This window comes from Oxalobacteraceae bacterium OTU3CINTB1 (assembly GCA_024123955.1).
Taxonomy (GTDB): domain Bacteria; phylum Pseudomonadota; class Gammaproteobacteria; order Burkholderiales; family Burkholderiaceae_D; genus Rugamonas.
Genome location: CP099652.1, coordinates 3,575,835 through 3,588,909, shown reverse-complemented (window position 1 = coordinate 3,588,909; position 13,075 = coordinate 3,575,835). Strand labels below are relative to the sequence as shown.

Here is a 13,075-nt window from a genome sequence, read left to right as displayed (position 1 = left end):
CGCCCAATAAAAAACATCGGCCAAACGCACGAGAATCGGCGGGCTGAAACTGCAATTATTGGGCAACCGCACAAATATTTCCCCATTAAAAGGTTAGAATCGCCCTCATCCTTGGGAAATTATTACAGCAGAAACTACCATGAGCATACTAAGCACCCAGCTGGCGCAGGACATCGTCACCCGCACGATGAAAATCATCCCCTACAACGTGAATGTGATGGATGTCAGCGGCAGCATCATCGCCAGCGGCAATCCGGCGCGTATCGGCGAACTGCACACGGGGGCAATGCTAGCGCTGGCAAAGAAGCTGGCGGTGGAGATCGACAGCGCCAGCGCGCGCAACATGCACGGCGCCCAGCCCGGCATCAACCTCCCGCTGACGGTCAACGGCCAGCTGTGCGGTGCGGTCGGCCTGAGCGGCGCGCCCGACGACGTGCGTCAATTTGGCGAACTGGTGCGCCTCACGGCCGAGATGATCCTCGAGCAGGCGCAGTTGGCGGGTGAACTGCAGCGCGACAGCCGCTATCGTGAAGCGTTCGTGCTCAAACTGATCAACGATGACGGCACCGACCACGCCGGACTGGAAGCGTGGGCGCGGCGGCTGGGCGTCGATTTCGGCCGTACTCATGGGGTCTTCGTGTTGGAAGTGGACGACAAGGCGGCCGGCACCGTCGAAGCCCTGACCGAAATCCAGCGCCTGCAAATGCGCATGCTGACGCGCCAGCCAACGGCGCTGACTGCGGCGGCCAGCTCACATGAAATGGTCATCCTCGACTTCCACAATGCGCCAAGCGACGCCAAAACCCACGCGTCCGTCCCGCCCCAGGACGCCCAGGCGCGGGCGCAAAAGCGGCTGCAATCGCTCTCTGCGATCCTGAAGGAGGAAGGCGGCGACGCCCACACGCTGACGATGGGCATCGCGCTGACCGGCATAGAAGGCGTCGCCATCTCCTACCAAAGCGCGCGAACGACAGCCCGCATCGGCCGCGCGCGCCAGCCGCGCGGCACCCGCTTCAGCTACTACGAGCAGGCGCTGCCGGTACTGCTGTCCGGCCTCGGCTCCGGTTGGCAAGCGGCGCAACTGAAGCTCCCGATCGCCCGCCTGCGCGCGCAGGACAAGAACAAAGAGCTGCTCCAGCGCACGCTCGAAGCCTGGTTTACGCACGACGGCCACCCGGCCGCGACGGCCGAAGCGCTGCACATCCACCGCAACACGCTCGACTACCGCCTGCGCCGCATCGGCGAGATTACCGGACTTGACCTCGGCAAGCTCGAAGATCGCTTCCTGCTGTACGTCTCCGCGCTGCTGACAGACCGATAAACCGACGGGGGTCAAGTCTGACATTCGTACACGACCTGATCATTCATACGTAGTCTTGCAACAAAGCAAACCATTAATTCATACCAAGTTCCTGTATCATTTGGCGGCGCCGCGATCCGGCGCGAGGGGCAGAACCCCACACCATAGATACAGACAAACACAAAAATAAATGGAGCCCAATTTTGAGCCTTTTTAGAACGAAGAATCTGGATGACATGATCGCCAACGCGCGAAAACCGGGCGGCTTGGCCAAGGTGCTTGGTCCTTTCGACCTGATATTGATGGGCATCGGCGCCATCGTCGGCACCGGCATTTTCGTGCTGACCGGCACCGGCGCCGTCACCGCCGGCCCCGCCCTGACCTTGTCCTTCATCGTCGCCGCCGTCGCCTGCGGCTTCGCCGCGCTGTGTTACGCCGAATTCGCCTCCACCGTACCGGTCGCCGGCTCGATCTATACCTATACCTACGCCACCCTGGGCGAACTGGCCGCCTGGATGATCGGCTGGGACTTGCTGCTTGAATACGGACTGGCGACGTCGGCGGTCTCGGTCGGCTGGTCCGGCTACTTCCAGTCGCTGATCTCCGGCTTCGGCCTGCAGTTGCCCACGGTGCTCACCGCGGCGCCCGGCGCCCTGCCCGGCGTGACCACCTGGATCAACCTGCCGGCGCTGATCATCATGCTGATCCTGACGGCCATGCTGAGCTGGGGCGTGCGCGAATCTGCCCGCCTGAACAACATCATGGTCGCCATCAAGGTCGGCGTGGTGCTGCTGTTCATCGTCGTTGGCGCGCGCCATGTGCAGCCGGCCAACTGGCAGCCGTTCATGCCCTACGGCTACAACGGCATGCTGAGCGCGGCCGCGCTGGTGTTCTTCGCCTTCATCGGTTTCGATGCGGTGACCTCGGCCGCCGAGGAAGTCAAGCGTCCCGAGCGCGACCTGCCGATCGGCATCATCGGGTCGCTGGCGGCGTGCACGATCCTGTATGTGGTCGTGTCCGCGATCATGACCGGCATCGTGCCTTACCAGCAATTCCTTGGCGTCGACCACCCTGTCACCCTCGCGCTCAAGTACGCCGGCGAAAACTGGGTCGCCGCCTTCGTCGACCTCGGCGCCATTCTGGGCATGACCACGGTGATTCTGGTGATGGCTTACGGACAGACCCGCGTGATCTACGCCATGTCGCGCGACGGCCTGCTGCCGAAGCGCCTGTCGACCGTGCATCCACGTTTCCATACCCCGTTCTTCGCGACCTGGCTGGTGGGTATCGTCTTCGGCCTGATCGCGGCCGTTGTGCCGCTGAATATCCTGACCGAGCTGATCAACATCGGCACCCTGGCCGCGTTCAGCCTGGTGGCGATCGCCGTGGTTATCCTGCGCAAGAAGCGCCCCGATCTGAAGCGCGCCTTCCGTTGCCCTTGGGTGCCGGTGATCCCCGCGCTGGCAGTGATTTTCTGCGTCATGCTGATGACTTACCTGAGCTGGCATACCTGGGTCGCGTTCATCATCTGGATGGCGATCGGCCTGCTGATTTATTTTGGTTACGCGCGCAAGCATTCGGCGATGAACTGAAAGCCTCAGACTTGAAAAAAATCCGGCGCGACCATCAGGTTGCGCCGGATTTTTTTGCTTACTCCCCCTGCCTTAATTCACGGTCAATTTCCCCGTCCCCGCGTTACTCAGCACCGACGCTTTCACCGCCGACGCCCCCAGCGGCGAATACGAATACGGCACGGTCCAACCGACAGCGTTGCTGAAGCTGCACGCACCGGCCACGTTCAACGCGCTGCCGTTCAACAGCGAACCGGTATCGACAATCGCGCCGGTCTTGCTCGACGAGCCCGGATTCTTGACGATGTCCGGGCAGCTGCTGGCGCCGGCGATCTCGAACGCATTGTTGGTCGAAATCACCTTCGCCAGGTAAGCCACGCCGATGCTGTACTGATGCTTGTACACCGGATGGCTGCGCGAACCCTCGAAGTAATTGTTGTAGACGTGAACCTTACCGAAACGCACACGCGGCGCGCGGTCGCTGATGTTCAGGTAGTGGTTGTTGTTGAAGGTAACCGTCAAATGGCCATCGTCCGTGGTCCGGCTGTCGGAAGAACCCACCAGGTTGTTCTTGGCGTGCAGCTCGAATCGGTTGTTCGACACCGTCACATAGTCCGAGGCGTTCTTGACGTCCAGCGCGCCGTCGTGGCACTGCTTGAGCATGCCGTTCTCCGTCGGCAACTGGTCATCGGTCTTGGGTGCGTCGGTGAAGACGTTGTGGTCCACCCAGACATTGGTCGAGGCCAGGATGGTGACGCCGTCATACTCCGAGTTCCAGTTGCCGTTGGCGCCATCGTTCGGATCCCACAACGGATATTTGTCGCATGGCAGGCTGATGTTCAAGTTGCGGATGATGACATTCTTCTTGCCGTTGACGACCAGATTGGCGTTGACCAGCTTGGCATCGCTGCCCACGCCGATCAAAGTGGTATTGCTGCCGAGCTTGATCTGCAGGCGTGCGGCCTGGTCGTCCTTGCTGGTGTACGGGCCGCCGTTGTCCGACGAGGTCGGATCGATGGTGCCGTACAGTTTGATGATCTTCGGATTGTCGCCCTGGGCCTTGATCGCCGCCATCAGCTGCGAGGCGGAACTGACCTTGTAGATCGCGGTCGATGGCGCGGCCGCGCCGCCGGTGGTGCCGCCGTTGGTGCCGGCCCAGCCCGATGCAGGCGCCGACTGATAGGTGGCGTCGCCCGGAGTTGGCGTAGGCGTAGGCGTAGGCGTCGGCGTCGGCGTGGGAGTTGGCGTCGGGGTCGGCGTCGGGGTTGGCGTCGGGGTTGGCGTAGGTGTCGGGGTGGGCGTCGACGACAGCGGACCAACCGCACACTTTTCAGCCACCCCCGCATTCGGATCAGAACCGAAAGTCGCCGTGGTGCACGCCACATTGCCGGACAGGGTTTTGATCACCCACTTATCCTTCAAGCCGAACGAGACCTGGCGGCTCGTGGTTCCCGCCTTGCAAGTCCCGCCCTCATCGGCGCATTTCGAAAAGCCGGTGGGCCAATCGGCGGCGTAGGCGCTGGTTGAAAACAGCGCTGCCAGCGCCGCACACATTACGGAATATTTTGGTGCCATGATTTTTGTCTCCTAACGGGTAAGTTACGGGCCTTCAAACAGGCCACTTGGATGGACAACTGCAACAGAACCGCGCCCGGGGAGAAATCTTGGCGCCACCGTGGTAGCCTGTGGGACAGGCTAAAAGGAACGCCCCTGTCATAGCGGGGCGTGGATTGCTTCAATGGTGTTAATCGACGGTCAGCTTGCCGGTGCCCGCGTTGCTCAGCACGGATGCCTTCACCGCCGATGCCGCAAGCTGCGGCGCGGTGTACGGCACGGTCCAGCCGACCGCGCTGCTCTCGCTACACGCACCCGCCACATTCAGCGGATTGCCGTTCAGCAGCGAGCCGGTGTCGGTGATCGCGCCCGGCTTGCTCGACGAGCCGGGATTCTTGACGATGTCCGGGCAGCTGCTGGCGCCGGCGATCTCGAACGCGTTGTTGCTCGAGATAATCTTGGCTTTGTAGGCAACGCCGATGCTGTACTGGTGCCGGTAAATCGCGTGGGTGCGCGAGCCCTGGAAGTAGTTGTTATAGATGTGCACCTTGCCGAAGCGTACGCGCGGCGCCCGCTCGCCGATGTTCAGATAGTGGTTGTTGTTGAAGGTCACCGTCAGGTGTCCCTCGTCGGTGGTCCTCTCGTCGCTCGAGCCGACCAAGTTGTTCTTCTCATGCAGCTCAAACCGATTGTTCGACACGGTCACATAATCCGACGCGTTCTTGACGTCAAGCGCGCCGTCGTGGCACTGCTTGATCTTGCCGTTCTCGACGGGCGACTTGTCATCGGTCTTGGGCGCGTCGGTGAACACGTTGTGATCGACCCAGACGTTGGTCGAGGCCAGGATGGTCACCCCGTCATACTCCGAATTCCAGTTGCCGACGGGGCCATCCTTGGGGTCCCAGACCGGAAACAGATCGCACGGCAGATTGATGTTCAGGTTGCGGATGATGACGTTCTTCTTGCCGTTGACGACCAGATTGGCGTTGACCAGCTTGGCATCGCCGCCCACGCCGATCAAAGTCGTATTGCTGCCCAGTTGGATCTCCAGGCGCGCCTTTTGATCGGCAACGCTTTTAAACGGGCCGCCGTTGTCGGCATCGGTCGGATCGATGGTGCCGTACAGCTTGATGATTTTCGGTTTATCGCCCTGCGCTTTAAGCGCGGCCATCAGTTGCGCCGCCGAGCTGACCTTGTAGATCGCGGTCGACGGCGCGGCCGCGCCGCCGAAGGTGCCGCCATTGGTGCCGGCAAAGCCGGTGGTCGGCGCCGTGTCGAGCGTGGCGTCTGCGGCCAACGCGCCGGTGGAGCAAATTGCCGCCAATGCGGCGCATAACAGTGAGTACTTCGGTGCCATGGGTGTGTCCTTAATGGTCGGTGTCGGACCTTTAAAAAGGTCGCTTATGTCATTCACAGCATCCGCAAAGATGCCAAAATGAAAATTAAGATTAGCAGCCTGTGCTGGCTGATACCTCGGCGATTCAAATAATCAAGCGCTTGATTATTTAGAAGGTCATCCGATATCGTATGACTAGCTTGGGCTGTCTGTCGGAAATAACTCGATTTGCTGTGCAGCAGTACTGCGCCCGGGAGGAGTTTGGCGCCGCCGTGATAAGCCCTTGATTATAAAGCGCTTATAGTCACGCCCCGGCGGTGTCGGGGCGCTTGGGGAGGCTCTGAAGGTCTTGATTAAGGCCGAAGATTTCCCTAGAGAAATCATATCTCAATCGCAAGGGGTATGACAAGTCAAGTTTTTCAGTAGTTGTTTTTTCGTGAACTCAGGCTTGCACGGTGCAATCCGCGAACGGGACTGGCGACTAGCTGACGATGAATCCCAACTCGCGAAGGAAGCTTGCCGCTTGCGCGTGGGAGATGACGGCGCCCTTGAACATGCCGGCGTCGGACAGCTTCACGCCCTCGATGTCGGTGCCGCGCAGGTCCGCGCCCTGGAACTTGGCCAACTTCAGCACCGCGTTGCGCAAACTGCCTCCTTCGAAGACGGCGTCGCGGAAATCGCAGCCGGCCAGATAAGCGTCGGACAGATCCAGTTCCTTCAGGGTCGCCTTGCGGAACGAAAAGCCGCGCATGTCGGTGCCGACCAGCAGGCTCTCCTCGAAATGGATGCCCAGATGCGACACCTCCTCGAACGAAGCGCCGGTCAGCTTGCAGCCACGATACGATGCCGATGCCAGCTTGGCGCGCCGCCACTTGGTATTGTTCAGGTCGCAGCCTTCGAAGCGCGCGTCGACGGCGTCGGCCGATTCGAAATCGGCGCCACCGGCACGGCAGCGCAGCCAGCTGGTGCGGGCCATCTTGCTAGCGAATAATATCGAGCCAAGGAAGGTGCAGCGTTCGAAGGTGCACCCCTGCAAATCGAGCCGCGACAGGTCGGCGTCGTCGAAGGTGCAACCGTCGAAGCGGCGCACCGCTTGCGACAGGTGGTGTTCAAGTTCCGCCCTGTCGAGCGTGACGCCGGAAATCGTAGAGTTGTCATGTATCATCAGGCAGAATTTTATCAGAAGCGAACGCATGAAACGTGATATCGACATCATCCGCCAGCTGGACGACACCGAGGACGCTATCAAGCGCGCCCGGCTGCGCACCATGCAAGCGGTCGCGCTGGGTTTGCTGGTGCTCGCCGCCCTGCTGTTCGCGCTGGCGCGCTCGCAACACGGCAGCCATCCGGCCTGGGGTTATCTGGAGGCGTTCTCCGAGGCGGCCATGGTGGGCGCCATCGCCGATTGGTTCGCCGTCACCGCGCTGTTCCGCCACCCGCTCGGCATTCCGCTGTGGCACACCGCGATCATCCCCAACAGCAAGGACAGCATCGGCAAAAGTCTGGGCAACTTTGTCGAAAACCACTTCATCACCGAGGAAGGCATCGGCCGGCGCATCCGCCAGGTCGATATCGCCGGCCGCGCCGGCCGTTACATGCAGACCAACGCCGCGCAGCTGAGCGCCTGGGTCGGGCCGGCGCTGGAAAAGCTGCTGCAGATGGCCGACCACGACAAGATCCGCCGCATGCTGCGCGACGTGGCAACGCGCGAACTCGCGCGCATCGACCTGTCCGGGCTGGCGGGCGACTGTGTCGAGGCGCTGGTCGCCGAGGACCAGCCGCAGCAGCTGGTGGACGCGGCGCTCGACCAATTCGCCGTCTATCTGTCCGATCCGGCCAACCACCCGACCATCGAGGCGATGGTGCAGAGCGCGGTCAACACCGAAAGCTCGGTACTCAAGTATGCGTTGCGCAAGGCCATGCCCCGGATTATCCGTTCGACCACCGAGAAAGTGGCCGAGATGCGGCTCAACCGCTCGCACGAGGTGCGCCAGCGGCTGGGCGTGTGGATCGCCAACAGCGCGCTGCGGCTCAAGGGCGATCCGGCCTGGCAGGAGGCCATCGGCCGCTATCAACAACAGGCGCTGACCAGCGACACGGTGCAACACATGTTCGACGGCATCTGGGATACCTTGCGCGCGCGGCTGCTGGACGACTTGCGCAGCGAGACGCCAAGCATTCCCGCCAGCGCCCGGCGGCTGGTCGAGAATGCCGGCAAGCTGCTGACCGACAATCCGGCGGTGGGCGACAGCCTGAACCGCGCAATCGAAGCCGGCAGCGCGCAGCTGGTGAAAAAGTATCGCGGTGAGGTCGGCCTGTTCATCGAGGCGCAACTGGCAACGTGGACCAAGGAAGAAATGAGCAACCGGATCGAGCTGTCGATCGGGCGCGACTTGCAGTTTATCCGCATCAACGGCACTTTGGTCGGCGGGCTGGTGGGTGTCGTGATCCATTTCATTGTGACGATGTTTTAAGCAGGTATTGTCAAACGCCAACGGAAAGTGCATCCTGACGCTATATAAATAGTTACGTTGGAACCATGATCACTTGCTTTGACATCGGCGGCAGCGCCATCAAATCCGCCGGCGCCAGCGCCGACGGCCAGATCGGCGAACTGCGCCGCATCCCCACACCCGCGCACGACTTCGCCGCCTTCAGCGCCGCCATGAAAGAGCTGATCGCCGCCGGCGGCCCGTCGCGCGGCGTGGCCATCTCCATTGCCGGCGTCATCGATCCCGCCGACGGCCGCATCAAATGCGCCAACATCCCCTGCATCGACGGCCGCGCGCTGGCCGCAGACCTCGCCGCCGAACTGAACCTGCCGGTCTGGATCGCCAACGACGCCGATTGCTTCGCGCTGGCCGAGGCCCATGCCGGCGCGGGTCGCGGCCACGCCAACGTCTTCGGGCTGATCCTCGGCACCGGCGTCGGCGGCGGCCTGGTGATCGACGGCCGACTGATCGGCGGGCCGGGCGGCTTCGCCGGCGAATGGGGACACGGGCCGGTCGCGCCCCACTTCGCCGGCACGCCGCCGCAGGCGATCCCGCGCTTCGCCTGCGGCTGCGGCCAGACCGGCTGCCTGGACGCCATCGGCGGCGCGCGCGGACTGGAACGGGTGCACGCCGCGCTGCATCCAGGCGCCTCGCCGCTCGACAGCCGTCAAATCATCGACGCCTGGCAGGACGGCGACGCCAACGCCGCCCGCACCATCGACTGCTTCGTCGACATTCTCTCCGGCCCGCTGGCGATGCTGGTCAACACGATTGGCGCGTCCGTGCTGCCGGTCGGCGGTGGCCTGTCCAACAGCGCGCCGCTGATCGCCATGCTCGATCAGGCGGTGCGCGCGCGCATCCTGCGCAAGACCGGCGCCGCGATCATCGTGCAAGGACAATCCGGCGCCGAACCGGGATTGATCGGCGCCGCCTGGCTGGGGCTCGCCGAATCTCGAAAAGAACCATGATCGATATCGCCGCCCCCATCGCGCTGGAAGTCTGCGTCGACAACGTCGAGGGCCTGTCGGCCGCGATCGCGGGCGGCGCCGACCGCATCGAGCTATGCGGCGCTTTGGAAGTCGGCGGTCTGACGCCCACTTCCGGCCTGCTGCGCGTGGCGGCGGCCAGTCCGCTGCCGGTGGTGGCGATGATACGTCCGCGCGGCGGCGACTTCTGTTTCGACGACGTCGAGATCCAGCTGATGCTCAACGAGATCGACGCGGTGGCCGCGATCGGTCTGCAAGGCGTGGTGCTCGGCGCCTCGCTGCGCAACGGCGAGCTGGATCATCAAACGCTGGAACGGCTGGTGCGGCGCGCGCGCGACCACGGGCTTGAAAGCACGCTGCACCGGGCAATAGACCTGTGCCCCGATCTGGCGGTGGCGACCAGATTGGCCATCGACCTGGGTTTCGCGCGCATCCTCACGTCCGGCGGCGCGCCACGCGCGCTGGAGGGCCTGCGCGGCTTGCAGCGCTGCTTCGACGCCGCCGGCGACCGCATCACCATCATGCCCGGCGCCGGCATCGGCGCCGACAACGTCGGCCGGCTGCTCGACACGCTGCCGGTGCGTGAAGTGCATGCCTCCTGCTCCGCGCCGGTGGCTGCCAGCACGCCGCCGGTGCTGGCCTTCGGCTTCGACACCGGCGCGCGGCGGCAAACCAGTGTGACACGGGTGGCGGCGCTGAAGGCCGCGCTGCGCACCAAATAATGTACTTACGCACCGCGTAGCGCCGCTTGAAACGTGCCGCGCTTTGTGTGACACTCGTGACTATTGATGTGAAACCGGTATCGCTTTTCAGGTTGGAGCTCACTGTTTGACGTTCGACCCCACGCTCCTGGCGCCCTATCTCCCCGACCTCGCGGCCGGCGCACGCCTGACGGCGCTCGCTTGCGCGCTCGCCCTGGCCGGCGGACTGGCGGTGGGCGTCGCGGTCGCCCTGCTGCGGGCCTCGGCCGCCCCGCTTCCGCGACGGCTGGCCGATATCTACGTCGACATCTTCCGCAACGTCCCCTTCATCGTCCAGCTGTTCTTCCTGTTTTATGGCCTGCCGGAACTCGGCATTGAGCTCGACGCCTTCAGCACCGGCGTGCTGGCGCTGTCGCTGGCCGGCGGCGCCTTCACGTCCGACGTTATCCGCTCCGGCATCCTCGCCATCGATCCCGGCGTAATCGAAGCGGCGCAGGTCAGCGGCCTGTCGCGCCGCGTCATCTACCAGAAGATCGTGCTGCCGATCGCCTTGCGCACCTCGGTGCGGCCGCTCGGCTCCGTGTTCGTCAACCTGATACTGACGTCGTCCATCCTGTCCGCCATCACCCTCAACGAATTGACGGGAGCGGCCAAGATCGTCGCCGCCGACACCTTCGCGCCGTTCGAAGTCTACGCCCTGCTGCTGGTGGCCTACGTCACGCTCACCTATCTGGTGTCGCTGACCGCCGGCGCGCTGCACCGCCGCCTTAACCGCGAGCGCGCGCTGGGCGTCAACTGATGCGTTATACCGAGTTCACCGTCCACGACATCCTGTTGATGCTGCAAGGCGCCGGCGTCTCGGTCGCACTGTTCGCCGCCACCACGCTGATTGGCCTGATTATCGGTTTGAGCTGGGCGGTGCTGCGCTATTACCGCACGCCGGTGCTGTCGCCCTTCTTCGCCGCCGTCGCGGAACTGCTGAAAAATTCGCCGGTGCTGGTACAGCTGTTCCTCGTCTTCTTTGGCTTGCCGGTGCTGCTGGAGACGGACATCACGCCGGTGCAGGCCGCAGTCATCACCTTATCCGGCAATACGGCCGCCTTCGTCTACGTCATCGCGGTATCCGCGATTGAATCGATCGGCCGCGAACAGCTGGAAACCGCGCGCGTGTTCGGCTTGAGCCGCTGGCAAATCCTGCGCAAGGTGGTCGCCCCCCAGGCGGCGGCCTTCGGCCTCGGACCGCTGACCGGCTTACTTGTGAACCAGTTGCAGGTGACGTCGCTGATCTCCGTGATCGGCGTGCTCGATCTGACCAAGGTCGGCGCCATCCTGAACCTGCGCACGCTCAAGCCGTTCATCGTCTGGACGGTGGTCGGCCTGCTGTACTACCTGATGGCGAAGCTGATCGCCACCACCTGCGCGCGCCTGGAAAACCGGCTGCGCGCCCACAGCCAATGGAAAGGTTTGTAGCATGATTCAAATCGAAGGCGTCGGCAAAAGCTTCGGCCAGACCAAGGTGCTCGATGGCGTCAATCTGCGCGTCGCGCCGGGCGAAGTGGTCTCCATACTGGGCGCCAGCGGTTCGGGCAAGTCCACGCTGATCCGCTGCATCAACGGGTTGGAGAAACTGGACAAGGGCAGCATCGCCATCGACGGCTTCCGCGTCGACGATCCCAAACAACTGCAACAGGCGCGCCGCTGCTCGGGCACCGTGTTCCAGTTGTTCCACCTGTACCCGCACATGACGGCGCTGCAAAACATCACGCTGGCGCCGGTCGAAGTGCTGAAGGTGCCGCGGCGCGAGGCCGAAGACGCCGCCCGCGAGCTGCTGGCCTCCGTCGGCCTGTCGGACCGCGCGGACGCCTACCCCGCACAATTATCCGGCGGCCAGCGCCAGCGCGTCGGCATCTGCCGCGCGCTGGCCATGAAGCCGCGCTACCTGCTACTCGACGAAGTCACCAGCGCGCTCGATCCCGAGATGACCGCCGAGGTGCTGGACATCCTCGCCAGGCTGGCGGCGGCCGGCACGACGATGCTGTTCGTCACCCACGAAATCGACTTCGCCCGCCAGATCTCCAACCGCATCGTCTTCCTCGAACAGGGCCGCCTGCTGGCCGACCTGCCGACGGCGGAATTCTTCGCCGCCGACGGCGGACTGGCGCACCCGCGCATCGCCCAATTCCTCTCCAAGATGAAGAAAGACCATTGATGAAAATGCTGCTTGCCAACGCCGAGGCCTGGCCCGGCTTCGACACCACCGTAGATCTGCTCAAACGAGACGGCGCCGGCATCGACGCCATGATCGCCGGCATCGCCAAGGTCGAACGCGAAGCCAAGGTGCGCAGCGTCGGCTACGGCGGCTGGCCCAATATGCTGGGCGAGATGGAGTTCGACGCCGGCGTCATGGACGGCACCACGCGCGACGTCGGCGCGGTCGGCGCCGTGCCTGCCACGTTGCCCGTGTCCGCGCTCGCGCACGAGGTCATGAAGCACCTGCCGCACGTGATGCTGACGGGCGCCGGCGCGCGCCGTTTCGCCACCGAGCGCGGATTCGCGGTCGACGACACGCTGCACCCGGACAGCAAGCGCGTATGGTGGGAACGCCTGCAGAAGGAAATGACGCCGGAGCAGCTGGCCGCCTTCCCCGACATCGCCCTCGCCCCGCTCAGCAACACGATCACCGACCCGGAACGGGTGCGCGACACCACCGTTTTCCTCGCCCGCGACGCCTCGCAGGGACTGGGCGTGGTTACCTCGACCTCCGGCTGGGCGTGGAAGTATCCGGGCCGTCTGGGCGACTCGCCCATCGTCGGCGCCGGATTCTACGCCGATAGCCGGTACGGCGCTGCCGCCTGCACCCACACCGGCGAGATGACGATGCGCTGCGGGACTTCGCGCAGCATCGTGCTGGCACTGCGGCTCGGCCACTCGCTCGACGACGCCGTCAAGCTGGCGGTCGAGGAACTAGGCGAGTTGAAGACCGGCTTCCTGGCGGGAGTCGTCATCCACGCCATGGACGCGACGGGCGATCACAAGGTTGTCAGCTTCCGCTGCGACGAGGAGATACGTTACTGGTATTGGGACGAACGCATGGCCGCGCCGGAACTACGCGTCGCCAGCGCTGTGTAAAAAACC

The 13,075-nt window shown here is 63.7% G+C and carries 12 protein-coding genes; 9 read left to right on the top strand and 3 right to left on the bottom strand.

The window, feature by feature from the left end:
* The first annotated feature begins 139 nt into the window (after positions 1 to 139).
* The gene (locus NHH73_15720; protein USX24078.1) at positions 140 to 1,321 is read left to right on the top strand and encodes a helix-turn-helix domain-containing protein; all 1,182 of its coding nucleotides are present in this window, start codon (positions 140 to 142) and stop codon (positions 1,319 to 1,321) included.
* 215 nt (positions 1,322 to 1,536) lie between these two features.
* Positions 1,537 to 2,892, top strand: a complete 1,356-nt coding sequence (locus tag NHH73_15715) for an amino acid permease (GenBank protein ID USX24077.1) — start codon at positions 1,537 to 1,539, stop codon at positions 2,890 to 2,892.
* Positions 2,893 to 2,964: 72 nt separating this feature from the next.
* On the opposite strand, the gene NHH73_15710 is transcribed toward NHH73_15715, so the two are convergent.
* The 3 genes from NHH73_15710 to NHH73_15700 form a co-directional block, all read right to left on the bottom strand.
* Positions 2,965 to 4,446 (bottom strand): hypothetical protein, encoded by a 1,482-nt coding sequence (locus NHH73_15710; GenBank protein USX24076.1) that lies wholly within the window; start codon positions 4,444 to 4,446, stop codon positions 2,965 to 2,967.
* Between the two features lie 169 nt (positions 4,447 to 4,615).
* Positions 4,616 to 5,782, bottom strand: a complete 1,167-nt coding sequence (locus tag NHH73_15705) for a hypothetical protein (protein ID USX24075.1) — start codon at positions 5,780 to 5,782, stop codon at positions 4,616 to 4,618.
* A 460-nt stretch (positions 5,783 to 6,242) separates the two neighbouring features.
* Positions 6,243 to 6,956, bottom strand: coding sequence for a pentapeptide repeat-containing protein (locus NHH73_15700; GenBank protein ID USX24074.1), 714 nt, complete (start codon positions 6,954 to 6,956; stop codon positions 6,243 to 6,245).
* On the opposite strand from NHH73_15700, the gene NHH73_15695 reads away from it, so the two are divergent.
* The 7 genes from NHH73_15695 to NHH73_15665 all read left to right on the top strand — a co-directional run bounded on the left by NHH73_15695 (position 6,955) and on the right by NHH73_15665 (position 13,069).
* Positions 6,955 to 8,235 (top strand): DUF445 domain-containing protein, encoded by a 1,281-nt coding sequence (locus tag NHH73_15695; GenBank protein USX24073.1) that lies wholly within the window; start codon positions 6,955 to 6,957, stop codon positions 8,233 to 8,235. The genes NHH73_15700 and NHH73_15695 overlap by 2 nt on opposite strands.
* A gap of 65 nt (positions 8,236 to 8,300) precedes the next feature.
* The gene (locus NHH73_15690) at positions 8,301 to 9,221 is read left to right on the top strand and encodes an ROK family protein (GenBank protein USX24072.1); all 921 of its coding nucleotides are present in this window, start codon (positions 8,301 to 8,303) and stop codon (positions 9,219 to 9,221) included.
* The gene (locus NHH73_15685) at positions 9,218 to 9,961 is read left to right on the top strand and encodes a hypothetical protein (GenBank protein USX24071.1); all 744 of its coding nucleotides are present in this window, start codon (positions 9,218 to 9,220) and stop codon (positions 9,959 to 9,961) included. The genes NHH73_15690 and NHH73_15685 overlap by 4 nt, the downstream gene beginning before the upstream one ends.
* A 106-nt stretch (positions 9,962 to 10,067) precedes the next feature.
* Positions 10,068 to 10,739 carry an amino acid ABC transporter permease gene (locus tag NHH73_15680; protein ID USX24070.1) on the top strand — a complete coding sequence of 224 codons (672 nt, stop codon included), beginning with the start codon at positions 10,068 to 10,070 and terminating at the stop codon, positions 10,737 to 10,739.
* The gene (locus tag NHH73_15675; protein USX24069.1) at positions 10,739 to 11,410 is read left to right on the top strand and encodes an amino acid ABC transporter permease; all 672 of its coding nucleotides are present in this window, start codon (positions 10,739 to 10,741) and stop codon (positions 11,408 to 11,410) included. The genes NHH73_15680 and NHH73_15675 overlap by 1 nt, the downstream gene beginning before the upstream one ends.
* Before the next feature lies 1 nt (position 11,411).
* Positions 11,412 to 12,149 (top strand): amino acid ABC transporter ATP-binding protein, encoded by a 738-nt coding sequence (locus NHH73_15670; protein ID USX24068.1) that lies wholly within the window; start codon positions 11,412 to 11,414, stop codon positions 12,147 to 12,149.
* The gene (locus NHH73_15665; protein ID USX24067.1) at positions 12,149 to 13,069 is read left to right on the top strand and encodes an isoaspartyl peptidase/L-asparaginase; all 921 of its coding nucleotides are present in this window, start codon (positions 12,149 to 12,151) and stop codon (positions 13,067 to 13,069) included. The genes NHH73_15670 and NHH73_15665 overlap by 1 nt, the downstream gene beginning before the upstream one ends.
* Positions 13,070 to 13,075 lie beyond the last annotated feature (6 nt).

What these genes read in the sequence shown, in the direction of transcription:
- NHH73_15720 (USX24078.1), top strand. Translation starts at nt 140, where the DNA reads ATGAGCATACTAAGCACCCAGCTGGCGCAGGACATCGTCACCCGCACG.
- NHH73_15715 (USX24077.1), top strand. Translation starts at nt 1,537, where the DNA reads ATGATCGCCAACGCGCGAAAACCGGGCGGCTTGGCCAAGGTGCTTGGT.
- NHH73_15710 (USX24076.1), bottom strand. Translation starts at nt 4,446, where the DNA reads ATGGCACCAAAATATTCCGTAATGTGTGCGGCGCTGGCAGCGCTGTTT.
- NHH73_15705 (USX24075.1), bottom strand. Translation starts at nt 5,782, where the DNA reads ATGGCACCGAAGTACTCACTGTTATGCGCCGCATTGGCGGCAATTTGC.
- NHH73_15695 (USX24073.1), top strand. Translation starts at nt 6,955, where the DNA reads ATGAAACGTGATATCGACATCATCCGCCAGCTGGACGACACCGAGGAC.
- NHH73_15700 (USX24074.1), bottom strand. Translation starts at nt 6,956, where the DNA reads ATGCGTTCGCTTCTGATAAAATTCTGCCTGATGATACATGACAACTCT.
- NHH73_15690 (USX24072.1), top strand. Translation starts at nt 8,301, where the DNA reads ATGATCACTTGCTTTGACATCGGCGGCAGCGCCATCAAATCCGCCGGC.
- NHH73_15685 (USX24071.1), top strand. Translation starts at nt 9,218, where the DNA reads ATGATCGATATCGCCGCCCCCATCGCGCTGGAAGTCTGCGTCGACAAC.
- NHH73_15675 (USX24069.1), top strand. Translation starts at nt 10,739, where the DNA reads ATGCGTTATACCGAGTTCACCGTCCACGACATCCTGTTGATGCTGCAA.
- NHH73_15670 (USX24068.1), top strand. Translation starts at nt 11,412, where the DNA reads ATGATTCAAATCGAAGGCGTCGGCAAAAGCTTCGGCCAGACCAAGGTG.
- NHH73_15665 (USX24067.1), top strand. Translation starts at nt 12,149, where the DNA reads ATGAAAATGCTGCTTGCCAACGCCGAGGCCTGGCCCGGCTTCGACACC.